General features: G+C 68.0%; 20 protein-coding genes and 1 pseudogene. 14 read left to right on the top strand and 7 right to left on the bottom strand.

The genetic code is table 11. The annotated features are described in order from the left end of the window. The first annotated feature begins 277 nt into the window (after nucleotides 1–277). Together AWC19_RS02495 and AWC19_RS02490 are read left to right on the top strand one after the other, a co-directional pair. Entirely contained in the window at nucleotides 278–1,516 is a 1,239-nt protein-coding gene (locus AWC19_RS02495; RefSeq protein ID WP_085076522.1) for a cytochrome P450, read from the top strand. Then, complete coding sequence (locus tag AWC19_RS02490; protein WP_085076521.1) at nucleotides 1,513–2,670, top strand: Zn-dependent alcohol dehydrogenase; 1,158 nt, start codon at nucleotides 1,513–1,515, stop codon at nucleotides 2,668–2,670. The genes AWC19_RS02495 and AWC19_RS02490 overlap by 4 nt, the downstream gene beginning before the upstream one ends. Here the strand turns inward: AWC19_RS02490 and AWC19_RS02485 are convergent. Then, nucleotides 2,667–3,458: an SDR family NAD(P)-dependent oxidoreductase gene (locus AWC19_RS02485; RefSeq protein WP_085076591.1), complete on the bottom strand. Its 792-nt coding sequence runs from the start codon at nucleotides 3,456–3,458 to the stop codon at nucleotides 2,667–2,669. The two genes, AWC19_RS02490 and AWC19_RS02485, sit on opposite strands and share 4 nt — an antisense overlap. 221 nt (nucleotides 3,459–3,679) lie before the next feature. Further along, nucleotides 3,680–4,507 carry an SDR family NAD(P)-dependent oxidoreductase gene (locus AWC19_RS02480; protein WP_085076590.1) on the bottom strand — a complete coding sequence of 276 codons (828 nt, stop codon included), beginning with the start codon at nucleotides 4,505–4,507 and terminating at the stop codon, nucleotides 3,680–3,682. Nucleotides 4,508–4,629: 122 nt separating this feature from the next. Here AWC19_RS02480 and AWC19_RS02475 point away from each other — a divergent pair, with 122 nt between their 5' ends. Beyond that, a complete protein-coding gene (locus AWC19_RS02475) occupies nucleotides 4,630–5,919 on the top strand; it encodes a serine hydrolase domain-containing protein (RefSeq protein WP_085076520.1) in 1,290 nt (429 codons plus the stop codon). 10 nt (nucleotides 5,920–5,929) lie between these two features. On the opposite strand, the gene AWC19_RS02470 is transcribed toward AWC19_RS02475, so the two are convergent. Together AWC19_RS02470 and AWC19_RS02465 are read right to left on the bottom strand one after the other, a co-directional pair. After that, nucleotides 5,930–7,150 (bottom strand): cytochrome P450, encoded by a 1,221-nt coding sequence (locus AWC19_RS02470; RefSeq protein WP_085076589.1) that lies wholly within the window; start codon nucleotides 7,148–7,150, stop codon nucleotides 5,930–5,932. 11 nt (nucleotides 7,151–7,161) lie between these two features. Next, nucleotides 7,162–8,184 carry an LLM class F420-dependent oxidoreductase gene (locus AWC19_RS02465; RefSeq protein WP_085076519.1) on the bottom strand — a complete coding sequence of 341 codons (1,023 nt, stop codon included), beginning with the start codon at nucleotides 8,182–8,184 and terminating at the stop codon, nucleotides 7,162–7,164. Nucleotides 8,185–8,285: 101 nt separating this feature from the next. Here AWC19_RS02465 and AWC19_RS31495 point away from each other — a divergent pair, with 101 nt between their 5' ends. The 3 genes from AWC19_RS31495 to AWC19_RS02450 all read left to right on the top strand — a co-directional run bounded on the left by AWC19_RS31495 (nucleotide 8,286) and on the right by AWC19_RS02450 (nucleotide 13,110). Further along, entirely contained in the window at nucleotides 8,286–10,859 is a 2,574-nt protein-coding gene (locus AWC19_RS31495; RefSeq protein ID WP_085076518.1) for a carboxyl transferase domain-containing protein, read from the top strand. Nucleotides 10,860–10,868: 9 nt separating this feature from the next. Then, nucleotides 10,869–11,987, top strand: a complete 1,119-nt coding sequence (locus AWC19_RS02455) for an alpha/beta fold hydrolase (protein WP_085076517.1) — start codon at nucleotides 10,869–10,871, stop codon at nucleotides 11,985–11,987. Nucleotides 11,988–12,066: 79 nt separating this feature from the next. Then, nucleotides 12,067–13,110 carry a TIGR03857 family LLM class F420-dependent oxidoreductase gene (locus AWC19_RS02450; protein ID WP_085076516.1) on the top strand — a complete coding sequence of 348 codons (1,044 nt, stop codon included), beginning with the start codon at nucleotides 12,067–12,069 and terminating at the stop codon, nucleotides 13,108–13,110. A 174-nt stretch (nucleotides 13,111–13,284) separates the two neighbouring features. Here the strand turns inward: AWC19_RS02450 and AWC19_RS02445 are convergent. Continuing rightward, nucleotides 13,285–13,758: pseudogene (locus tag AWC19_RS02445) on the bottom strand (flavin-containing monooxygenase); the annotation flags it as partial. A gap of 83 nt (nucleotides 13,759–13,841) precedes the next feature. Between AWC19_RS02445 and AWC19_RS02440 the strand changes: the two are divergent. The 6 genes from AWC19_RS02440 to AWC19_RS02415 all read left to right on the top strand — a co-directional run bounded on the left by AWC19_RS02440 (nucleotide 13,842) and on the right by AWC19_RS02415 (nucleotide 21,010). Continuing rightward, the gene (locus AWC19_RS02440) at nucleotides 13,842–14,834 is read left to right on the top strand and encodes a Rieske 2Fe-2S domain-containing protein (RefSeq protein WP_085076515.1); all 993 of its coding nucleotides are present in this window, start codon (nucleotides 13,842–13,844) and stop codon (nucleotides 14,832–14,834) included. Then, entirely contained in the window at nucleotides 14,831–15,448 is a 618-nt protein-coding gene (locus AWC19_RS02435) for a cysteine hydrolase family protein (RefSeq protein ID WP_085076514.1), read from the top strand. The genes AWC19_RS02440 and AWC19_RS02435 overlap by 4 nt, the downstream gene beginning before the upstream one ends. Before the next feature lie 49 nt (nucleotides 15,449–15,497). Further along, nucleotides 15,498–17,147 (top strand): acyl-CoA synthetase, encoded by a 1,650-nt coding sequence (locus AWC19_RS02430; RefSeq protein WP_085076513.1) that lies wholly within the window; start codon nucleotides 15,498–15,500, stop codon nucleotides 17,145–17,147. A 125-nt stretch (nucleotides 17,148–17,272) separates the two neighbouring features. Next, nucleotides 17,273–18,478 carry a cytochrome P450 gene (locus tag AWC19_RS02425; protein ID WP_085076512.1) on the top strand — a complete coding sequence of 402 codons (1,206 nt, stop codon included), beginning with the start codon at nucleotides 17,273–17,275 and terminating at the stop codon, nucleotides 18,476–18,478. A gap of 21 nt (nucleotides 18,479–18,499) precedes the next feature. Then, the gene (locus tag AWC19_RS02420; RefSeq protein WP_085076588.1) at nucleotides 18,500–19,714 is read left to right on the top strand and encodes a CaiB/BaiF CoA transferase family protein; all 1,215 of its coding nucleotides are present in this window, start codon (nucleotides 18,500–18,502) and stop codon (nucleotides 19,712–19,714) included. 147 nt (nucleotides 19,715–19,861) lie between these two features. After that, nucleotides 19,862–21,010 (top strand): thiolase family protein, encoded by a 1,149-nt coding sequence (locus AWC19_RS02415; RefSeq protein WP_085076511.1) that lies wholly within the window; start codon nucleotides 19,862–19,864, stop codon nucleotides 21,008–21,010. 243 nt (nucleotides 21,011–21,253) lie between these two features. On the opposite strand, the gene AWC19_RS02410 is transcribed toward AWC19_RS02415, so the two are convergent. Both AWC19_RS02410 and AWC19_RS02405 read right to left on the bottom strand, forming a co-directional pair. Beyond that, the gene (locus tag AWC19_RS02410) at nucleotides 21,254–21,607 is read right to left on the bottom strand and encodes a hypothetical protein (protein WP_085076510.1); all 354 of its coding nucleotides are present in this window, start codon (nucleotides 21,605–21,607) and stop codon (nucleotides 21,254–21,256) included. A 297-nt stretch (nucleotides 21,608–21,904) separates the two neighbouring features. Then, nucleotides 21,905–22,243 carry a DUF4189 domain-containing protein gene (locus tag AWC19_RS02405; protein ID WP_245848661.1) on the bottom strand — a complete coding sequence of 113 codons (339 nt, stop codon included), beginning with the start codon at nucleotides 22,241–22,243 and terminating at the stop codon, nucleotides 21,905–21,907. 767 nt (nucleotides 22,244–23,010) lie between these two features. Between AWC19_RS02405 and AWC19_RS02400 the strand changes: the two genes are divergently transcribed. Together AWC19_RS02400 and AWC19_RS02395 are read left to right on the top strand one after the other, a co-directional pair. Continuing rightward, on the top strand, nucleotides 23,011–23,223 hold the full coding sequence (locus tag AWC19_RS02400) for a hypothetical protein (RefSeq protein WP_085076508.1): 213 nt from the start codon (nucleotides 23,011–23,013) through the stop codon (nucleotides 23,221–23,223). Nucleotides 23,224–23,257: 34 nt separating this feature from the next. After that, nucleotides 23,258–23,719 (top strand): ATP-binding protein, encoded by a 462-nt coding sequence (locus tag AWC19_RS02395; protein ID WP_085076507.1) that lies wholly within the window; start codon nucleotides 23,258–23,260, stop codon nucleotides 23,717–23,719. Nucleotides 23,720–23,753 lie beyond the last annotated feature (34 nt).

Raw genomic sequence — 23,753 nt, 5'->3', positions numbered from 1 at the left:
CGCCGTCGCATTACCGCGCATGACCCGCTCGCGCTGATCGGCCGGAACCGGTTGATCGCGTGGGTCGGCGCGTCGTAGCTCCAGTGCGGGTAGTCCGTGGAGCGAGGACACGAATCGCCGCTGGGGCACCGAAAATCACCGCCTCTGAGCACCGCGCCATCCATACTGAACCCGTTACGGTAACCCCCACAACCCGTTGGGCTTCGTTGCTATTTATACTATGATAGCGACAATCCACCGCCACCCCCGCAATACCGGCTGCCCAGGAGGAGCGCTGATGACGCTCAGGACCGACCACTTGGATCGCGGTGCACAGCCCCCCGTCACGCTCGACCTCACCGGTGAGACCAGCCCGTACCCCTTCTTCGAATACATGCGGCGGACCGACCCGGTGTGGCACGGCTCCCTGGCGGATCACTCACAGATGCCCGAGGAGCTGCGCCCGGAGGACGAGTGGGTGCTGTTCGGCTACGACGGCGTGTTCCAGGCGTTCCGCGACGACAAGACCTTCACGTCGGCGGCCTACGACAAGACGATCGGCCTGGTGATGGGCCATACCATCCTGGCGATGGGCGGCAAGGAGCATCACGACCACCGCAACCTGGTGGCCAAGGCCTTTCGAGCCACGGCGCTGGAACGGTGGGAGCCGTCGGTCATCGGGCCGGTCTGCGATCAGCTGGTGGACGAGATCAAACACGACGGCCACGCCGACCTGGTGCAGGCGGTGACGTTCGAGTTTCCGACCCGGATCATCTCCACCCTGCTCGGCCTTCCCCCGGAAGACCTCGACCTGTTTCGGCGGTTGTCGCTCGATCTGATCTCGATCCCGACCGACATCGTGGCCGGGCTCAACGCCGCGGCCGAGCTGCACGGCTACTTCCTCGAACAGGTCGAGCAGCGGCGCCGCAAGATCACCAACGACATCATCGGCGACCTGGTGGCCACCGAGATCGACGGCGAGAAGCTCACCGACGAGGCCATCATCGCGTTCCTGCGCCTGCTGCTGCCCGCCGGCCTGGAGACCACGTATCGCTCGTCGGGCAACCTGCTCTACCTGCTGCTGACCCACCCCGAGCAGCTGGCGATGGTCTACCGGGACCGCTCCCTGATCCCCAGCGCGATCGAAGAGGGTTTGCGGTTCGAAACACCCCTGACCATGGTCATGCGCACCACGACCCGGGAGGTCGAGATCGGCGGCAAGACGATCCCGGCCGGTGCGCAGATCGACCTGTGCATGGGTTCGGCGAACCGCGACGAAAGCCGCTGGAGCGATCCCAACGTCTTCGACATCAGCCGCCCAAGGCAGGCCCACATCGCGTTCGCCGGGGGCATCCACATGTGCCTCGGCATGCACCTGGCGCGGCTGGAGACGCGGGTCATGCTGAACAGCCTGTTCGACCGGGTCAAGGATCTGGCGCTCGTTCCCGACGACGGAACCGGTGAGGCATCCAAGATCGTCGGGCTCACCTTCCGCTCCCCCAACAAGCTCCCGGTCACGTTCACCCCGGCCGCATGAAAACCAGAGGGGCGATCCTGCACGACGTCGGCGGGCCCTGGTCTGTCGAGGAATTCGAGCTCGACTCCCCCCGCGCCGGGGAGGTTTTGGTCCAGATGGCCGCCGCCGGGCTGTGCCACTCCGACGATCACATCCTCAAGGGCGACATGTCGGCGCCCAACGAGGTGATGCGGTCGCTGGGGCTGCCCACCATGTTCCCGACGGTCGGCGGCCACGAGGGCGCCGGCGTCGTGCGCGAGGTCGGCGACGGCGTCACGGATTTCGCTCCCGGCGACCACGTCGTGATGTCGTTTGTCGCAGTGTGCGGCCAATGTCGTTGGTGTGCAAGCGGAATCGAGTACCTCTGCGACGTCGGCATCGGCACCATGATCCCCGGAATGCCCACCGACGGCACCTTCCGCCACCACACCGCCGACGGCCGGAATCTGGGCCACCTGGCCAAGGTCGGCGCGTTCGCCGAACACACCGTGGTGTCAACGAATTCGCTGGTCAAAATCGACCCGCACCTGCCACTGGCGCCCAGCGCGCTGCTGTCGTGCGCCATTCCCACCGGATACGGCTCGGTGGCCAACCGGTCCAACATGCGGGCCGGGGACACCGTCGTGGTGATCGGCGTCGGCGGGATCGGCACGGGCGCGATCCAGGGCGCCCGGATCAACGGGGCCGCGCAGATCGTGGCGGTCGATCCGGTGGAGTTCAAACAGAAATCGGCGCTGCGGTTCGGTGCGACGCACACCGCCGCAACGGTCGCCGAGGCGCTGGACCTGGTGCGGGGCTTGACTTTTGGGGTAATGGCCGACGCCGTGGTGGTGTCGCCGTCCCTGATCACCCCCGACGACGTCCGCGACGCGGTGCAGCTCACCCGCAAGGGCGGGACGTGTGTGCTCACCGGCATGACCTCGCAGCTGACCCGGTCGGTCAAGATCGACCTGCAAGACTTCATCTTGATGAACAAGACGCTGGCCGGCACGATTTTCGGCTCGTGCAACCCCAAGGCCGACATCGCCCGGCTGGCCAAGCTGTACGCGACCGGGCAGCTGCAGCTCGACGAGATGATCACCAGGCGGTACCGCCTCGACGACATCAACGACGCCTACGCCGACCTGCTGAACGGCAAAATCATAAGGGGCGTCATCGATTTCGGCATCGACTAGGCCTCGTTGACCTTCTCTCGCCGGTCTCGGATCTCCCGCAGTCTCTTCAGACGCAGCAGCTTTTCCAGTTGACCGTAGGCATCGATCGGGCTGTGCAGGGCCAGGCCGCCGTCGGCGTGCACCACCTGCCCCGTCACCCACGGCAGCTCGAGGACACCCACGATGGCGCCGGCGACGTCGCCGGCCTCGCCCAGCCGGCCGAGCGCCGTCCGCCGGGAGACGCCGTCGGCCCAGCCGGGCCACGCGTCCGGATTGGGCAGCATCGGTGTGCGCGTCACCCCGGGGCCTACGGCGTTGACCCGGATGCCGTGCCTTCCCCACTCCACCGCGGCGACCTTGACTAACATGTCGATGCCCGCCTTGGACACGCAGTAAGCGCCCATGTCCCGGTCCGCCACGGTGCCGCTGATGCTGGAGACCGCGACGATCGAACCCTCGACCTCCGCGTCGACCATGGCCTGCGCGGCCGCGCGCAGGGTCAGCCAGGTGCCGGTGAGGTTCACCGCGAGCACCCGCTCCCAATCGGCGGGCGCTTGCTTCAACAACAGCCCCGTCGGGCCCGACGACCCGATGCCGGCGGATGCCACCACCCGGGTGGGAACCCCATGCTCGCGCACGGTTTGTTCCATCGCCGCTGCGACGGAATCGGGATCGCTGACGTCGCAATCAATATCGGCGCCGGACAGGTCCCACGCGACGACGCGATGGCCGGCGTCGCGCAGCAACCCGACGACCTCAAGACCGATGCCCGACGCCCCGCCGGTCACCAAGGCGGTCGACGAACTCATATCGCCGCCTTGAAACGATCGCTCGACGTCGCTGGGCAGGTTGGGCAATGCTGAACATTTGGCACGAGGTGCAATGCTAGCCCCCGCACCGGGCCCGCAGGCCCAGTGGCCGGGCGCCGCGTTGTCCGGGTCTTACTTCACGCAGCGAAATTGGCGCGATCCGCCATTGCGGCTCGGCATTCGATAACCGCCGGACAAACGATCCGAATCGAGACCGGCGTTCAGGTGATTTTCGCCAGCGTGCGATCCCACAACTCGCGCGCGAGATCGGGATCGTAGGCCGCGCGGTTGGCCCGGGCGATCTTGCCCTTCGAGTAGTACTCGCCGGGCGTCCAATCCGCCCCGGGCGTGCTGGAGGACAACCACACCAACTGTTCGGCTCCTTCGTCGGCGGTGGACGTGAATCGGGCCGTTATCGGCACGTAGTTCTTCATGAACAGCAGCATTCGTGATCCCGAGGCGTCGCCGAAGTTGGAGTTGACGTAGCCCGGGTGAAAGGTCGCGGCCGATAACCCGCTGGCGTGGTAGCGGCGATGTAATTCTTTGGTGAACAAGACGATTGCTAGCTTGGTGAGGGCATAGGCGATGCTGGGGCGGCGGCGCTGGGTGTTTTCCAGGTCGGTGACGGTGGCCCGGGGAAGCAGCCGCTGCGAAGAGCTGGTGGTGTTGACGACGGTGGCCCGCGAGTCGACGAGGACTTCCATCAGCTGAGTGGTCAGCAGGAACGGCGCCAAATAGTTGACCTGATATGTCTTCTCGAGGCCGTCGGCGGTCATTTGGATTTCCCTCGCCATGCCGCCGGCGTTGTTGGCCAACACGTCGATGCGCGGGTATTCCGATCGGAGCTTGTCCGCCAGGGCGCGCACCTGAGACAAATCGGCGAAGTCGGCCACGAAGTAATCGGCGTCCAATTCCGCCGCCACGGCCGCGGTCTTCGTCTGCGACCGCCCGACCACCACGACGTTCTCACCACCGCGCCGTAATCGACGCGCCGCCGCGGCGCCGATGCCGTCGCTGGCACCGGTGATGACGATCGTCCTATGCGTCATTGCGTAGTCCTCCACGGGGAGTGTAACGGGCGGTATTGACTTATGGGCGGCCGATTGGCAACCGTTGATCACTGGCAGCTGATAAGCGGATCGCTCAACGAGCCGAGCGGAAAGGCGGTCGGATGGGCGGCATTTCGCGCCGCGAATTCGGGCGGCTCGCCGCGCAAGCGGGCGCGGTCGGCCTCGCCGCAAGCCTGGTCGGCTGCGGTACGCCGCCGGCACCGCCCGCCCGGCAGGCCGCGACCCCCGGCCCGGCGGGCCCGACGCCAAAACCCGGGCCGCCGAGGCGCGGCCGGCCGGTCAAACTCACCCAGGCCGACCTGAACCGGATCATCGGAGACCACGCCCGCACGCTGCTGGGCAATCTGCGTGCCAGGGCGCCCGGGGCGAATTATGCGGTGGCGGTGGCCTTCGCCTATCCCGGCCACGACTTCGAGCGCTTCTATTTGTATGGCGGCGTCGCCGACAACAGCCCACCCACCCCCAGGACGGTCTTCGCGATCGGGTCGATCACCAAGACATTCACCGCGGCGCTGTTCGCGAACGGCGCGGCGATGCGGCCGGACTGCTTTGACTGGGACGCGGGACTCGACCGATATCTGCGCGGGTACCTTGGCGGCGGCGGCGATCTCAGCCCGACGATGCGGCGCATCACCCCCCGGATGCTCGCCAGGCACACATCGGGCTTGGCCCGCGACTCCACCGGCCCGCAGGATGGCGTCGGGCTGTTTCTCACAGACCCTTCCGCGCCGCCGCCCCGCCTGCTCGACGCCTGGCGGAGCCACGGCGACCCGCCGCCGGGCAGCTGCTGGGCGTATTCCAACCTTGGCTTCATCACCTTGGGCTTCGCCGCCGTCGCCGGGTATCGGCGAGCGGGCGCGGGCGCGTCGTACGCGGGCATCCTGCGCGATCAGATCACCGGGCCGCTGAACATGCCGGACACCACGACCATCGTCCCCGACGGCGCCCCGCTGGCACGGGCCCATCCGAACGGCCACGAGGTGTCCGCCGGCGCCGCCTCCGATATCAAGTCGTCGGCCGCCGACATGCACACCTGGCTGCTGGCCCAGCTGGGGGCCGTGCACGGGCCCCCGACCCTGATGGCGGGTTTGGCCGAGACGACGCGGCCAGCGCCCCTGTCGGTGGACGTCTGCGGGCAAGCCAAGCGCGGGCCGGCGCACATGGGCCTGGCCTGGCAGGTGGAACCCGGCCCGCCGCAGATCATTTGGAAGGACGGCCTGACGTCGTTGGGCGGCTGCTCGTGCTGGATCGGCTTTACTCCCGAAGGACCGGACCAGGAGCCGCTGGGCGTCGCCATCCTGGCCAACGGCTACTGGGACAAGGACGAGCCGGCGGTGCTCGCCGATGCTCACGGCCCCGAACTGCTCAGGCAGATCTCTGCCGCCACCTAGACCCTCCCGCTCAGGTCAGCGTATAGCGGACCGGCAGGTGTTTGAGGCCGCCGACGAAGACGGTCGCCGTCAGCTGCGGATCGCCGGCCAGCTCAATGGATTTGAGCCTCGGTAGCAACTCCGAGAAGAAGCTGTTGACCTCCATGCGAGCCAGGGCGGCCCCCATGCAGAAGTGCACGCCGTAGCCGAAGGCCAGATGCTTGTTGGGGTCGCGCCCGACATCGAAGCGGAAGGGCTCGTCGAAGACCTCCTCGTCGCGGTTGGCCGACACGTACGACAGCAGCACGGATTCGCCTGCGGCGATGGGGATTCCACGCACGGTGGTGTCCTTGGCCGCGGTGCGCATGAACTCCTTGACGGGGGTGACCCAGCGGATCATCTCCTCGGTGGCCAGCGGCATCAGGTCCGGGTTGTCGCGCAGCCGCTGGAGCTGGTCGGGGTTCTCGATGAGCGCCTGCAGCCCACCCGAGATCGTCGCGCTGGTGGTGTCGTGGCCGGCGGTGGCGACGATGAGGTAATAGGACACGGTGTCGATGTCGGACAGCGGCTCGCCGTCGACGCGCGCGTTGGCGATCGCCGACGCGAGATCCTCGGTCGGGTGTTCGCGGCGCGACTCGGTCACTGCGTTGAAGTAACCGAACATGTCGAGCAGCGCGGGCAGCTGATCCTCGTTGGTGGTGCCGCGCTTGAACTCCGAGTCGTCGGCGCCGAACAGCTCCTGGGTCAGCGTGAGCATGCGCGGAAAGTCCGCCTCGGGCAGCCCGAGCAGCGACATGATCACGTAGAGCGGGTAATTGACCGCCACCTGCTGGACGAAGTCGCACTCGGGGCCGACGGCCAACATCTTGTCGACGTATTTCTTGGCCAGTTCGTCGACGCGAACCTTCAACGCGCGCATCGCCTTCGGGCGAAACCAATCCGAACCGATCGCCCGCACCACCCGGTGCTGCGGGTCGTCCATGTGAATCAACGTGCGGACGCCCACGTTGGCCTGCATGTCGTCGCCCTCGCGGGTCGCCAACACGGGGCGCGGCCAGTTGGTGAACAACATGTTGTCGCGTTCGATGTCCATGATGTCGGCGTGCTTGGTGATCGCCCAGAACGGCCGGTAGTCGGGCACGTCGACCCACGACACCGGCGCGTGGGCCCGCAGGTGGGCCAGCGCCCCGTGCAGCCGCCGCTCGTCGGTGTACGCCAACGGGTCGGCCAACAGGCGGGCGGCCTCGTCGATCGTCGGTGTGCTCACTGGCGGAACTCCTTCAGTGCGGCGCTGACACAGGCTTTGGTTGCGGCCGGGAAGATCGGCAGGACCCGGTCGACCGCGCCCTGGCAGCGACTGCGCAGGGCCGCGGCGACGGTGTCGACGGGGCCGACGACGGCGAAAGCGGCCAGCATGTCGTCGTCGATGAGCGAGCCCATCGTGTCCCACTGGCCCTGCAGCGAGAGGCGGTGCAGTTCGGTATGCAGGTCGCCCCACCCGTGCAGGTCGAGGACGGGCCGGTACGCGGGCGTGGAGCCGTAGAACGCGATCTGTTTGCGCACGGCGGCAACCGCGGCGGCCAGTTCGGAGTCGCTCTGACCGGTCGCGACCATCACTTCCGATGCCACCTCGAAGTCGCCGCGATCGCGGCCGGAACGCCGCATGCCGCGACGCAGTGCCGGCAGGGTCACCTCGTCGAGGTAGCGCTTCGAGACCATGGGGTGACCGAGGTGGCCGTCGGCGACCTCCCCGCACATCTCGGTCATCGCCTCGCCGACCGCGGCGAGAAAAACCCTCGGCGCCGAATAGGGTTGGGGCTCGGGCGTGAACATCGGCGTCATGATCTTGTGCGTGTAGAACTCGCCCTCGAACCGGAGCTTGGTGCCGTCCCGCCACGCCGACCAGATCGCGTGCAGCGCGGCGACGAACTCGCGCATTCGGCGGGCCGGATGGCTCCATGGCATGCTGAATCGCTTCTCGATGTGCGGCCGGATCTGGGTGCCCAGCCCGAGGATGAACCGGCCCCGCGAATACGCCTGCAGGTCCCAGCCGACGTTGGCGACGATCATCGGATTTCGCGCGAACGCCACCGCGATGTTGGTGCCCAGCTCCAGCCGGGAGGTGTGTTCGGCGGCCAACAGCAGCGGCAGAAACGGGTCGTGATTGGTCTCGAAGGCCCAGCCGCCGTCGTACCCTTCGTGTTCCAGGGCGCGCGCCGCCTCGGGCACCTCCGCGAGCCGATTGGGAATGCCCCCGTCGACCTTGAGACGGGCGGGACTTGGCATGCGGGTAACTTTACAGTAAGCAATCCAGTATGTGACCCTGCTCTTCGACCAAGCGTGCCGCTGCGGCCCCGTGAGGCGGCCCGATGAGGTAGGACAGAAGGATGACCAAGGCCGAGGACTGGGGGGAAACGCTCGACGACCTCGAGCGCCGCCGCCGGCACGCGTGGGCCATGGGCGGCCCCGAGCGTCTCGACAAGCACCGCGGCAAGGGCAAGCTCGACGCCCGCGCGCGCATCGAGCGGCTGGTGGACCCGGGCACGTTTCGCGAGTTAGGCACCCTGGTCGGCGGCGACGTCGCCGCCGACGGGCTGGTCGTCGGCTCCGGTGAGGTCAACGGCTCGCCGGTGATGCTGGGCGCCGAGGACTTCACCACCATGGCCGGCAGCATCGGCCCCGGCGGCAACTCCAAGCGATACCGCATCGCCGAACTGGCGCTGCGGGACAAGATTCCGCTCGTGATGATGCTCGAGGGCGCCGGCTTTCGTCCCACCGGTGGGCACTACGGACGCAGCCCCACCGACCTGCTCGCCCAGACGCAGTGCTCGGGTCGCGTCCCCACCGTGGCCGCCGTCCTCGGCCCCTCGGCCGGACATGGCGCGCTGGTGGCGCCGGTCTGCGACTTCCGGATCATGAGCGCCCAGGGCGCCATCTTCACCGCCGGGCCGCCCGTCGTCAAAGAGTCGACGGGAGAAGACATCTCGAAGGAGGACCTCGGAGGGCCGGACGTCGCGTTGGCCAGCGGGGTGATCCACAACGTCGCCCAGGACGACGAAACGGTGATCGATGAGATACGCCGCTACCTGTCCTACTTTCCGTCGAGCGCGTGGTCCTACCCGCCGTCGCTGCCGGCCTCCGAATCTTCGGCGCCGCGCCCGACCCCGGAGCTGTTCGACATCGTGTCCCGGGACAACCGCCGCGTCTACGACATGCGCGACGTGCTCGACGTTGTCTTCGACGGTCCCGACTGGTTCGAGGTGCAACCGCAGTTCGGGCGCGCGATCATCTGCGCGCTGGCCCACCTGGGGGGCCACCCGGTGGCGGTGGTGGCCAACCAGCCGAAGGTGATCGCGGGTTCCATCGACGCGGAGGCGGCCGACAAGGCGGCGCACTTCATCACCGTGGCCGACTCGTTTCACCTGCCCATCGTCTTCCTCGCCGACAACCCCGGCATGCTGCCCGGCAGCCGCTCCGAGCGCAGCGGCGTGCTGCGCGCCGGCGCGCGGATGTTCGCCGCCCAGACCGCGGCCACCACGCTGAAGCTGCATCTCACCCTGCACAAGGCGTACGGGTTCGGCTCGATGGTGATGTCGCTGTTGGGTTTTGACCACCAAGTGGCGACGTTCGCCTACCCCGGTGCGACGATGGGTGCGATGAGCGCCGCCGCGCTCAGTCGCGCGTCAAACGCCGGCGAGGACCTCTCCGCCAAGCTGCGCAACGCCGAGTTGCAGGCGTCGTATCGGTCGGCCGCCGCCACCGGCATCCTGTCGGTACCGCTGCAGCCCGATATCCCGGGCATGACGAGCTTCGCCGGTGCGTCGCTGTTTACCAGCCGCTGGCCCAAGGACGGTTTCGATCTCGCCGGCAAGCGTGTCGGCGTCATCGGCACCGGCTCGACCGGCGTTCAGCTCATCCCGGTGGTGGCCCGGGAAGCTTTGCAGCTCTTTGTCTTCCAGCGCTCGCCGGCCTACACCCTGCCGTGGCGGGTGCGCCGATTCGAACCGGGCGAGCTGGAGGAGCTGAAGGCGCGCTACCCGGAAATCCGAGCGGCCCAGCGGGCCCACCCGGTCGGCGCCGCGCGGCTGAGCGCGTTCTCGGTGCTCCTCGAGATGCTGCACCGGCCGCCGCTGAAGTCCGCGACCCGCGCCGAGCAACTGCGCGCCATCGAGGACGAGGGCGTGCTGGGGGCGCTGAATTGGGGCGACCTCTTCTTCGACATCGAAGCCAACAGGATGGCGGCCAAGCTCTACGGCGAGGCGGTGGCCCGGATCGTCAAGGACCCCGACACGGCGGCCGCCTTGGTGCCCGACCACCCCTTCGCGTGCAAGCGACCGATCATCGACGACGGTTACTACGAGACGTTCAACCGGGACAACGTCACCCTCGTCGACCTCCGCCGAGGGCCGATCCGCGAGGTCACACCGGCCGGGATCCGCACCGAGCACCGCGCGTACGACCTCGACGTGATCGTCTACGCCACCGGCTTCGACGCCATGACGGGGGCGCTCAGCCGCATCGACATCCGCGGCCGCGGCGGTATGTCGCTCGCGGAATTCTGGGCCGGCCAGGGGCCGCTGTCCTATCTGGGCCTGGCGGTCGCCGGCTTTCCCAACCTGTTCACCATCCAGGGCCCGGGCAGCCCGAGCGCCGCCACCAACTTCGTCGCCGCCCTGGAGCAGCACGTGGAGTGGATCGGCGACTGCCTCGTATACCTGCGCGCCAACGGCATTTCCACCATCGAGGCGCTGGCCGGCGCGCAGCAGGAGTGGATGGACCACGCCGCCGCGCTCGTCGCGCCGACGGTGCTGGTGCACCCGTCGTGCAATTCTTGGTACAACGGCGGCAACGTGCCCGGCAAGAAGCGGATGTATATGGGCTACACCGGCGGAATCCCCGAATATCGGCGCCGCTGCGACGAGATCGCGGCCGGCGGCTACACCGGATTCAAGCTCGGATAGGCGCGGGGCATGTCGTGGGCAACGCGCGGGCTGGGCTTCACCGGCGAGCTGGCCCGCGAGCTCGGGATGCTGCTGCCGCGCACCGTGGCCGGCCTCAACGAATCGACCGGCTGGGTACCCACGTCGCCGCGTGGGCTGCGCCAGTTCGGCGAGGTGATGCTGGACGAGCTTGTGCTGAGCGGCTTTTCGCTCCTGAACGGCGGCCCCCCGGTGACCCGGTCGTTGGCCGGGTGCACCGCCGCAGCAAAGGAACTGTCCGCGCTGGGCATCGACGGTGCGCACGCCGACCCGCCGGCCCTGCGGCCGACGTCGGTGCGCCGGCGGCGCATCGCGGGATTGGCGTACGAACGGATGACGTTCGAACACGATCCGAGGCTGCCGGCGACACTGGAAGCCGACGGCCTCGGCGGCCCGGCGCGGGCGGTGGTGCACGTGTGCCGGCACCGCGGCGACCCGAGGCCCTGGCTGGTGTGGGTGCACGGCGCCGGTCAGGGCGGCACCGAGGACCTGCTGTTGTCCCGGATCGGCCGCATCCACCACGGGCTCGGGTTCAACGTCGCGATGCCGGTGCAGCCCGGCCACGGCTCCCGGCGCCGCGAGTGGCCGGCCTACCCGGACGTCGATCCGCTGGGCAACGTCGCGGGCATGATGCGGTCGGTGTCGGAAGTGCGCGCGGTCGTCCGGTGGGTGCGGCCGCAGGCCACCGCCGTTGCGGTGGCGGGGATTTCGATGGGCACCCCGGTCGCCGCGCTGGTCTCCCACCTGGAGCGCCGGGTCGACGCGGTGGCGCTGTACACGCCCATCCTGGGGCTCAACGCGATGATCGCGCGACACCTGAAGCGCTGGGGCCAGTCCCGGGCGGGGCTGGCCGAACTGCTCGGATCGCCGGAGGTCGCGAAGCTCACCGCGGTGATCGACCCGTTGGCGGTGGACCCGGCGCCGCCGCCGCATCGCCGCCTCATCGTCGGGGCCTGGCACGACCGGATGGCGATGCGCGAACCCGCGATCGCGTTGCACGAGCGGTGGGGCGGCCGGCTGTTCTGGTACGACGGCGGCCACGTCGGCCACATTTTCTCCCGGCGCGTGCTCAAGGTGACCGAACGCTTCCTGCGCGAGGTGGCGGGCTGATGGTCGCGCGCACCCACGAGCACGGCACTGACACCAACGCCCAGGCGTCAAAGTGCGGCCACCGGCGAGGGATCCGGAAGTGAGCGAGCGCGCGCTTGACGAGTTGGGTTACTACCTGCTGGCCGGCGCCGGCGGCGCGGGCCCGGCGACCCTGATGGACGAGGCGCGCCGCGGCGAGGAGTTGGGCTTTGGCACCGCGTTCATCTCCGAGCGCTGGAACGTCAAGGAGGCGTCGTCGCTCGTCGGGGCGGCCTGCGCGGTGACCACCCGGATGCAGATCGCCACCGCCGCAACCAATCACAACACCCGCCATCCGCTGATCACCGGCTCGTGGGCCACCACGATGCACCGGCTCTCCGGTGGGCGGTTCACGCTGGGCATCGGCCGCGGCATCGCCGCGATCTACGGCGCGTTCGGCATCCCCGCGGTCACCACCGCGCAGATGGAGGACTGGGCGCAGGTCATGCGCCGCCTCTGGCGCGGCGAGGTGATCCTCAACCACGACGGCCCGATGGGCAGGTACCCCATCCTCTTTTTGGACCCCGACTTCGACGAGGACATTCGCCTGGCGCTGGTGGCGTTCGGGCCGCAGACGCTCGCGCTCGGGGGCCGGGCGTTCGACGACGTCATACTGCACACCTACTTCACGCCGGAGACACTGCGGCGCTGCGTGGCGACCGTCAAGTCCGCCGCGGAGCAGGCGGGCCGCGATCCCGCCGACGTGCGGGTGTGGTCGTGTTTCGCCACGGTCGGCGACCATCTGCCCGAGCCGTTGCGGCTGAAGAAGACCGTCGCGCGCCTGGCCACCTACCTGCAGGGCTACGGCGACCTGATGGTTCGCACCAACGATTGGGATCCCGCTGTCCTGCAACGCTTTCGGGAAGATCCGGTGGTGAGGTCGATCGCGGGCGGGATCGACCACAAGGCCACCCCCGAGCAGATCGAGCACATCGCGACGTTGATTCCCGACGAGTGGCTGGAACCGTCGGCGACCGGGTCGGCGCGGCAGTGTGTGGAGCGCATCCGCAAGGAGTTCGACTACGGCGCCGACGCGGTCATCATGCACGGCGCGACGCCCGACGAGCTCGAGCCGGTGGTGGCGGCTTACCGCGCCACCGCGTAGCGCCGCGAGCGTGCGCAGAATGCCGCATTCAAACGGGGTGTCGCGTACACACACGCACGGTCGCGGGGGCCATGGCGCTAGGGCATGATGACGGTCCGCGCCACCGGTTCGGCCGGGGCCTGCCTACTCGACAGGCCCCGGCGCAGCGACGCGAGCAGGGCGTCACGCGTCTCGCGGGGATCGATCAGCTCGTCGAATCCCATGTGCTCGGACGACGAACTGGGCGACCAGCGACTCGCCCGTATGGGTGCGCACCACCCAGGCCCCGGCCTGCTCGTCGAAGGTCATCGCGACGACCTCGGTGCCGAACTGGATATCACGGCGAAGCTCGAGCCGGTCCGCGACGAAGTTCAGGTAGGCCTCGATCTCGGGCTGGGCCGGCATCGACTCCGTCCACACCCATTCCTGCTGGATCTCCTCGGAGAAGCTGTAGGAGTACTCGATGCTTTCGATGTCGCATCGCGCGCCCGGGTAGCGGTTGAACAACCAGGTGCCGCCGACGTTTTCGGCCCGCTCCAGCACCCGGGCACGGAGCCCGAGCTGGCGCAGCCGGTGCAGCATGTAGAGGCCGGAAAACCCCGCGCCGATGACCAATGCGTCGAAGTGGGGCGCTGCGGTGTCGGTCGCCCCAACGGGCCCTGGACCCATAAAGCTCCTTGCCGCGCACCGACCGAACTGCTGAAATCTATACTGTAACGCGCTTAGTATCAACGATCGCCGGAGGCCTCACCGTGAAAGTGCCTTTCACCTGGAAGGTAACCGGGTGGTTCATGGTCGGATGGTCGCCCGAGTTCCCCGTCGGCGAGGTCCGGCCGTTGCGGTACTTCGGTGAGGACCTGGTCGCCTACCGCGACGAGTCCGGCGAGCTGCACGTGCTGGAAGCGCACTGCAAGCACCTCGGCGCCCACCTCGGCCACGGCGGGAAGGTGCAGGGCGACTGCGTCCAGTGCCCATTCCATGGCTGGCGCTGGGGACCCGACGGCACCAATCGCTACATCCCCTACCAACCCGACCGGCCCAACCGCGTCCTGCGGCTGCGCGTGTACCCGGTGCGCGAGCAGTACGACTGCGTGTTCGTCTGGCATCAGCCGGATGGCAGGGAGCCGCACTGGGAGATGCCGGACATCTTCACGAAGTTCCCCCAGTTCCAGACGGACCCGGCGGCCTACTACCGCGCCTACCCGGAGTTCTCCCGGCGTGCGGAGCGCGAACCGGTGCACCCGCAGATCGTGGCGGAAAACGCCCCCGACAGCGCGCATTTCGAGTACGTCCACCGCGCCACGGTGACCCCGCGGGTGCTGGACTGGAAGATCGTCGGCCACGAATGGCGATTCGTCGCCGGCTGGCCCGACGCGCGCAGCGACGACCCCGAGGACCTCGCCTTGCGCTTTCACAGCCACCTCTTCGGCCTGGGCGGGGCGATCAGCGTCTTCGAGGGCGCGCAGAACCATCGGCTGATCTTCACCTGCACGCCGGTCGACGACGAATGCTCGGACCTGTTCTACTCCATCTGGTGGCCGCGCATCCCCGGAGACGACTCGGACGTGCCGCCCGGCGAACTGCGCGAGCGCATCGAAAAGCAGTTCCTATCCACCGTGTTCGACGACCTGGAGATCTGGCGCTACCAGAAGTACGTGGAGCATCCGCCGCTGTCCAAGATCGACGCGAAAGGCTATATGGCCCTGCGTAAGTGGGCCACCCAGTTCTACGAAGTGCCGGCGTGACGGCACTCGAAAACCTCGCGGCCCCCGCGCACACCGCGATAGTCACCCAGGAGTGCCAGGGCGCGGTCGTCGGCCCGCACGCGGGGCTGGCGGTGCTCGCCGAAGAGGCGCGTCGGGTCGCGCTGCCCAACATTTTGCGGCTGCTGCCGGCGGCGCGGACGGCCGGCGTGCGCGTGGTCCACTGCCTGGTGCACCGACGCCCCGACGGCCTGGGTTCCAACCACAACGCAAAGATCTTCGCCATCGGTGGCGGTGCCGTCGACATCGCCCCGGGGTCTGCGGGCGCGGCCCTGCTGCCCGAATTAGGCCCGGAGCCAACCGATGTGGTGCTGAGCCGCTGGCACGGCGTCGGGCCGATGGGCGGCACGGACCTCGACGCCGTGCTGCGCAACCTCGGGATCTCGACCATCGTGGTGGTGGGGGTCTCGCTGAACATCGCCATCCCCAACGTCGTGATGGACGCGGTCAACGCGGCCTATCGTGTCGTCGTGCCGCGCGACGCCGTCGCCGGCGTACCCACCGAGTACGGAGAGGCCGTCATCGCCAACACGCTGTCGCTGCTCGCGACCATCACCACCACCGACGACCTGATCCGGGCGTGGGCGCTACCATGACCGCTACCGACGGCACCGTGACGCCCACCCCGTTGGCGGAAAGGAAAGAGTGAACAGCGCAAAGCAATTCACCGTTCCCGAGGTCGCGACGGCCGTCGCCGCCGCGATCCCCGACCGCGAACTGGTGATCCGTGGCGACAAGCGCTACAGCTACGCCCAAATCCTCGAGCGATCCAACCGGCTCGCCGCGTACCTGCACTCGCGGGGCCTCGGGTGTCACACCGAACGCTCGGGACTGGCCGGGCACGAGGTGGGCCAGGACCTGCTGGGCCTCTACGCCTACAACGGCAACGAATTCGTCGAGGCGCTGCTCGGCAGCTTCCTGGCGCGCGTCGCGCCCTTCAACGTCAACTTCCGCTATGTCAAGAGCGAGCTGCAATACCTGCTCAAGGACGCCGGGGCGACCGCCCTGGTCTACCACGCAGCCTTCGCGCCGCGGGTGGCCGAAATCCTGCCGGACCTGCCGCGACTGCGCGTGCTGATCCAGATCGCCGACGACTCGGGCCACGACTTGCTTTACGGCGCGGTCGATTACGAGACGGTCCTGGCCTCCAGCGCGCCGCAACCACCGCCGGTGCGGCACTCGCCCGACGACTTGTACGTCCTGTACACCGGCGGCACCACGGGGATGCCGAAGGGCGTGCTGTGGCGCCAGCACGACATCTTCATGACGTCCTTCGGTGGGCGGAACCTGATGACCGGCGAGCCGTCCGGCTCCGTCGAGGAAATCGTCGCGAGGTTGCCGGCCGGACCCGGCGCCAAAGTGCTGATCCTGCCGCCGCTGATCCACGGCGCGGCACAGTGGAGCGTGATGACCGCGATCACCACCGGGCAGTCGGTCGTCTTTCCTTCCGTCGTCGACCACCTGGACGCCGAGGACGTGGTGCGCACGATCGAGCGGGAGCGGGTGCCGGTGGTGACCGTGGTCGGCGATGCGATGGCCCGCCCCCTGCTCGCGGCGATCGAAAAGGGTGTCGCCGACGTGTCGTCCGTGGGCGTGGTCGCCAACGGCGGCGCCCTGCTCACCCCGCACGTGAAGCAACGCTTGATAGAAGCCCTGCCCCACGCCGTCGTCGTCGACGGCGTCGGCTCGTCGGAGACGGGCGCGCAGATGCACCACATGTCGACGCCGGGGGCGGTGTCCACCGGCACCTTCAACGCCGGACCCGATACCTTCGTGGCATCCGAGGATTTGAGCGCCATCCTGCAACCGGGTCACGACGGGATGGGCTGGCTGGCGCAACGGGGCTATGTCCCCTTGGGCTACAAGGGCGATGCGGCCAAGACCGCCAAGACATTTCCGGTGATCGACGGGGTGCGCTACGCCGTGCCCGGCGACCGCGCGCGCCACCGCGCCGACGGCGTCATCGAATTGCTGGGCCGTGACTCGGTGACCATCAATTCGGGCGGGGAGAAGATTTTCGTCGAGGAGGTCGAGACGGCGATCGCCTCGCACCCCGCGGTGGCCGACGTGGTGGTCGCCGGGCGGCCGAGCGAACGCTGGGGCCAGGAGGTGGTCGCGGTGGTCGCGCTCGCGGTTGGGGCCCACGCGGACGCCGACGAGCTGGTCGCGCACGCCGCGAAATCGTTGGCCCGTTACAAGCTTCCCAAGGCGGTCGTATTCCGCAGCGCCATCGAGCGCAGCCCATCGGGCAAGGCCGACTACCGGTGGGCCCGCGAGCAGGCGGTCAACGGGTGACCACCGTCGACGCCGGTCGCTGAGCCGCGCGGCCGCGACCTCGCGACCATGTTGTCTACTGTAAGAATTACAGTACGATCTTACGCGAGGACCGCCCCGTTTCGCCGACGATGCTGGAGGCCTAGGTGACGACCGATGTGCACACCGGCGACCAGGCCGTCGATCTGCGCGACCCTTACCCGTTCTTCGCCCGCAAGCGCCGACAGTCGGGCGCGTTTCGCGGGTCGGTCATGGACTACTCCAAGACACCGGAGTCCCTGGTGCCCAAGCGCGAGTACTCCGCGATGTCCTTCGACGCGGTCAACAAGGTGTTCCGCGACGGGCGGGTGTTCAGCTCCAAGCCCTACGACCAAACGATCGGGCTGTTCATGGGGCCAACGATCCTCGCGATGCAGGGGCAGCAGCACCGCGACCATCGCAACCTGGTGTCGGCGGCGTTCAAGTCCAAGGCGCTGACGCGGTGGGAACCCACCATCGTGCGGCCGGTCTGCGACGCGTTGATCGACGAGTTCATCGGCAGCGGGCACGCCGATTTGGTCCGGCAATTCACGTTCGAATTCCCCACCCGCATCATCGCCCGATTGTTGGGACTGCCGGCCGACGACCTGCCGCTGTTCCGCAAGCGCGCCGAGGAGCTGATCAGCTACCACATCAACTACGAGCGCGCCTTCGAGGCGTCGGCGGCGCTCAAAGACTACTTCCTCGAGCAGATCGAGCAGCGCCGATCCAAGCCGACCCAGGACATCATCGGTGACCTGGTCACCGCGGAGATCGACGGCGAAAAGCTCAGCGACGAGGCGATTTACTCGTTCCTGCGGCTGCTGCTGCCCGCCGGCCTGGAGACGACCTATCGGTCGTCGGGCAACCTGCTTTACCTGCTGCTCACGCATGCCGACCAGTTCGCCGCCGTGCAGGCAGACCCCGGGCTGATCGGTCCTGCGATCGAGGAGGGCCTGCGCTTCGAGACACCGCTGACGACGGTGCAGCGCTTCACGACCGAGGACACCGAGCTGGAAGGCGTTGAGATTCCGGCCCGTTCGGTGGTCGGGGTGTGCATCGGCTCGGCCAACCGGGACGAACGGCGCTGGGAGCGTTCGGAAGAATTCGACATCTTCCGCAAGCACCTGCCGCACATCTCCTTCGCCGCCGGTGAGCACACCTGCCTGGGCCTACACCTGGCCCGGCTGGAAACCCGGGTCGCCCTCGAATGCCTGATCAAACGGTTGACCAACCTCCGGCTGGAGATGGACGGAGACGTCCAAGATCCGCACATCCACGGGCAGCCGTTCCGTTCGCCGACGGCGCTTCCGGTGACGTTCGACGAGAAGTAGGGTCCGAAAATGATCAAGGTAATGGAGGGCTTTCGCGTCCTCGAGCTCGCGCAGTTCACGTTCGTCCCCGCGGCCGGGGCCATCCTCGCCGATTGGGGCGCCGACGTCATCAAGGTCGAGCACCCGCTGCGCGGTGACACCCAACGCGGCTTCCTCAACATGGGCGGCATCCAGGTCGATCCGGACCGGCACCCGCTGATGGAGCATCCCAACCGCGGCAAGCGCAGCGTCGGGATCGACGTGTCCACACCCGGCGGCCAGGAGGTGATCTACGAACTGGCCAAGGTCTCGGACGTGTTCTTGACCAACTACCTGCCCGCGCAGCGGCAGAAGCACAAGTTCGACGTGGAGCACATCCGCGAGGTGAACCCGAACATCGTCTACGCGCGGGGTTCGGCGTACGGCGACAAGGGTGCCGAGCGTGACGTCGGCGGCTACGACGGGACGGCGTTCTGGACGCGCAGCGGCATCGGCTATGCGCTGACACCGGAGGAGCTGGGCGGCGCACTGGGACAGGGCATCCCGGCGTTCGGTGATTCCATCGGTGGCATGTTCATCGCCGGCGGCATCTCGGCCGCGTTGCTGCACCGCGAGCGCACCGGCGAAGCCGTCGAGCTCGATGTGTCGTTGCTGAGCACGGCATGGTGGGCGGCGGGGGCCAGCCTCACCCAGGGCATGGAGACCGGAGAGGTGATGCGCACGCCGATGCCGGGTTCGGGGAACCCGTCGGTAAATCCGTTCATGGGCAATTACGAAACCTCCGACGGCGGCACCATCAACCTCTGCATCATCAGCCCGACCGGCTTGATCCGCGACACCTTCGAGCACCTCGGCATCCCCGAGGCCGCCGACGACCCCCGCTTTTCCGACGTGCTCTCGCTGATCCAAAACGCAGACGCGGCAGCCGAACTGATCGCGAAGGCGTTCGCTGCCAAGCCCTTTGCGTACTGGCGCCAGCACCTCAAGACGATGAAGGGCCAGTGGGCGCCCTTCCAGAGCCTCCTCGATCTCGTCGACGACGAGCAGGCCATCGCCAACGACATGATCGCCGAGGTCGAGCTGGCGAGCGGCGGAAAGCCGTTCCGCGTGGTGCGCGGCCCCGTCCAGTTCAATCACGAGCCGCTGGTGACCACCCGCGCGCCGCAGGCCAGCGAGCACACCGAGGTCGTGCTGATGGAGCTCGGCATGGACTGGGACCGCATCGCCGAGCTGAAGGACTCGGGGGCCGTCGCTTGACCGGCACCGGTATCGGCGCCGCCAACGCGCGCCGCGGAGCGCTGCTCGCCACGCGGCGACACCAGGATCAACACCGACCTGCGGCCCTTCGGCGGGCACAGCTGGTGCGCCGGCGTTAGCGCCGCCCGAGAACAAGGAGACAGACCGATGACCAACGACGTCGCCATCATCGGGGTGGGTCTGCACCCGTTCGGCCGCTTCGAGGGCAAGTCGGCGATGCAGATGGGCGTCGACGCGATCTTCGCCGCGGTCGCCGACGCCGGTGTCGCGTGGCAGGACATCCAATTCGCCACCGGTGGCAGCTGGACGGTGGCCAACCCCGACGCGATCGTCGGCATGGTGGGCCTGACGGGCATCCCGTTTACCAACGTGTTCAACGCGTGCGCGACCGCGGCCAGCGCGGTCAAGGCCGGTGCCGACGGAATCCGGTTGGGCGACTATGACATTGGCATCGCCATCGGCCTGGACAAGCACCCGCGCGGGGCTTTCACCGAAGACCCGGCGCTGGTGGGCATGCCGAGCTGGTATGCGGAGAACGGGCAGTATTTGACCACCAAGTTTTTCGGCATGAAGGCGAATCGCTATCTGCACGAGCACAACATCTCCACCGCGACGCTCGCCAAAGTTGCCGCGAAGAACTTCCGAAACGGTTCGCTGAATCCGAACGCGTTCCGCCGCAAGACGATCCCCGAGGACCAGATTTTGAATTCGCCGGTGCTCAACTACCCGCTGACCCAGTACATGTTCTGCGCACCCGACGAGGGCGCCGCGGCCGCGGTGATGTGCAGGGCCGATATCGCACACCGCTACACCTCCAAGCCCGTCTACCTGCGGGCGGTCGAGGTCCGCACCCGCCGCTACGGCGCCTACGAGGTGAACACCACCTTCGCGCCGGTCGACGAGGACGTCGCGCCGACCGTGTACGCCGCGCGAGCCGCATTCGAAAGGGCCGGGGTGGCGCCCGACGACGTCGACGTGATCCAGCTCCAGGACACCGACGCGGGCGCCGAGATCATCCACATGGCCGAATGCGGGTTCTGCGCGCACGGCGACCAGGAGAAGCTGCTGGCCGACGGCGCCACCGAGATCGGCGGCGCGATGCCGGTCAACACCGACGGGGGACTGATCGCCAACGGTGAGCCGATCGGTGCGTCCGGCCTGCGCCAGATTCACGAAATCGTTCGTCAACTCCGCGGCGAGGCGGGCGACCGGCAGGTCCCCGGCAATCCGAAGGTCGGCTTCACCCAGCTCTACGGGGCGCCGGGCACCGCGGCGGCGACGATCCTGACGACCTGACCCTCACCGAGCACCAAACGACTACAGCAGCTTTCGCCTCAGCTAGCTTCGCAGGCTTGGGCCCAGCCGGTGAAAGCCGCAGTGTTTCGAAAAGGCGCCGCCCGCCGCTTGTACGCTCTTGTGCGAGTTTGCATTTCCGCCACGACCGGGGAGCTTCCCGGCGGGAATCGGGCCCACGATGTTTCGCAATAATCCGGGTGCGTTTCCTGATGGACTCAATCGCGCCACCACAACCTGGATTGATCACCTCACCGGTGTCAAGCTGAATGGCACGCCGGCCGTGTCGATTCCGCGCACCGCCCCGCATGCTCCGCTGTCGTCGGTGGCCCAGGTTTGGCCGGTCAAAGTGGTCGGATCCCAGGAATAGTGGGCGGTGCCGGGCTTCTCGGAGCCGTCGGCGGTGCACTTAATTGCCGTGGGGTTGTCGAGTTCGTCCAGTGTCCATTGGCCGTTGTCCAGGGTTGCCACCGCGGTTCGGCCGTCCGCGAACTTGACTTCGGCGCATCCATTGCCACACGAAGTGAACGTCCACACCGCGGGTGGATCCCCTTGTTCGACAGCCGTGAAGCGGCCGCTCATCTGGTTCGCGGTCACCACGGCCGGTGATGTTCCGCCGGGCGGAGAGGCTGCCCCGGGATTCCGGGGGCCGCCGGCCCGCGCGCAACCGGCTATTCCGACGGCGACGGCGGCAGAAATGGCGACGACGGTAACCGCCCGTCCAATAGCCATGGGGGTAGGTCCTCCTGACAGGTTGATATTCGAGTCAGCCGATGCTGTGAACGTCGTCGCCAAAAACCGCTGAGGACGCAGGCCAGGCTGGAACCGTTGCTGGGCGCCCGAGCATTTGTCCGGCCGTGAACCGGGTGTCAGGCTGGCCGCCGATCACTGGCGGTGTCAACCCCGGTAGCTGGTCGGGCCCGAGGCCGGCGGGTTGTTGCATGCCCAGCTGACTTCGGTGCTGCCGGGTGTTTGCTTCTGGGCCGCGGATTCGGCGTCCTCTTTGGTGGCCCCGGTCGCGGTGAACAGGCTGTTGCCGTTTCGGAACAGCACACCACAGTCGGTGAAGGTGGTGACGTTTCCGTTGCAGCCCGGGCCGTTGCCCATACACTTGTACGCTGCAACGGTTCTGGCCGATCCCTGGTCTTGTTGCCCATTCGACAATCCCCACCGCGTGCTGTCTGGTGAGATGGCGATGGCGCCCCAGGTGTCGTCGGCACGTGCGACGGGGGCCATCCCGATAGCCAGCGCGCCCGCCGCTGCGGCGGCCGCCACGCGGATAACGGGGCGTTGTGGACGACTGATAGCTCGCATGAGACTCCTCCCATACAGGTTTGCGCTAAAGGTCGCGGGGCGAAGGTGGTGCGCGGGGCGGCCACCCTGCTTAGGGCTATCGTCGGCCCGCCGAGCTGGTGCGGGACCCGTGCTGTACTACCTGCAATTCGGCGCGACGGTCGCGCCGATTACTCAGCGCCGCGCCGCAACTACCCACAACGACCCGGCGCCCGAACCAACGGATCGCCCGAAGCGATCGGATCACCAACGAACACGAGGGAGTTAAAAGAATTCGTGTCGGCCCGTGGCCGCCGTGGTCGGCCGCGACTGCGCGTGTGCGTAGCGGGAGCGCGCAAGCGGTCGGATCGCGCGTAGTCGGTTGAGGTTGGTTGCCCGAATCAGGTAGTCGAACACGGGTACCGCGCACCGCCGGGCCGCCCAGAATGGCTTGTGGCCGCGGCGGTGGGTCTGCGCCGGCGCGGCGAGTCAAGCGACGACCGCACGGCCAAAGGAGGCCGACATTGACCTACCGCGCACCGACATGACCAACGCGGGCGCACACGGTGACACGGCGATGAAGGCGTGTCGGCTGCGGGACGACACGATCGCCGGGCAGACGCGGTGGTCGCCACGGCATCGCGGCGGTGACGTCGGTGAGTCGGGGGCGACGACGGTGTGCGCGCCATGACGCAGTCGGGCGGCGGTCGAACGAACCGGCGAGGGCAGCCATGAGCGCTTTCGACGACGCCGCACTGCGCTATGAGGCGGCGTTGCGCCGGCTTCCCGATGCGCATTCGCTGGCTTTGCGGCTGCGCGGGGCCGGTGTCGCCGATGAGGTGATCTGCCAGTACCTGCAGATCGAACCGGAGGGTCTCGACAGCGTGCTGGAATTGGCCAGACAGAAGTTGGACGCAGAACTACAGAAATTCCCCAAGCCGTAACTTCCGACTGGCGGGTCTGGCTAACATTTCGGCCATGGGCGACCGCTGGCTCCTGACGGGCCGGGGGGAAGAGCTACGGATGATCCGTGAAGCGCTCACCGATGGTGAGCGCAAGGGGGTGGTCATCGCCGGCCGACCCGGCGTAGGTAAGACCAGGCTGGCCCGTGAGGCCGCTGACGTGATGGCCGCGTCGGGTTGGGCGGTTAGCCGGGTGGCCGCAACGGCGATCGGGCAAGCGGTGCCGCTGGGCGCGTTCGCCGCGTGGATCGATGACTTCGACGCCACCCCGCTGGCCATGGCGCGCCAGGTCCTGAAAGCGTTGCGCGGCGGTGCGGGCAGCGCGCCGCTGCTGGTCGTGATCGACGACGCCCACCTGCTCGACGACCTGTCGGCGTTAGTGGTGCATCAACTGGTGGCTCAGGATGTGGCCATGGTGATCGCCACCGCCCGCACGGGTGGCAATGTCAACTTGAAGTGGCCCCAGTGTGACGGCTAGTTTTGGCCCCCCCTTCGCGGTGCGTTGGGATTTT

The organism is Mycobacterium palustre (genome assembly GCF_002101785.1).
In the GTDB taxonomy this organism is placed as follows: Bacteria; Actinomycetota; Actinomycetes; order Mycobacteriales; family Mycobacteriaceae; genus Mycobacterium; species Mycobacterium palustre.
Note: the sequence above shows the minus strand (reverse complement) of the source record. Positions and strands in the feature narration are given on the sequence as shown.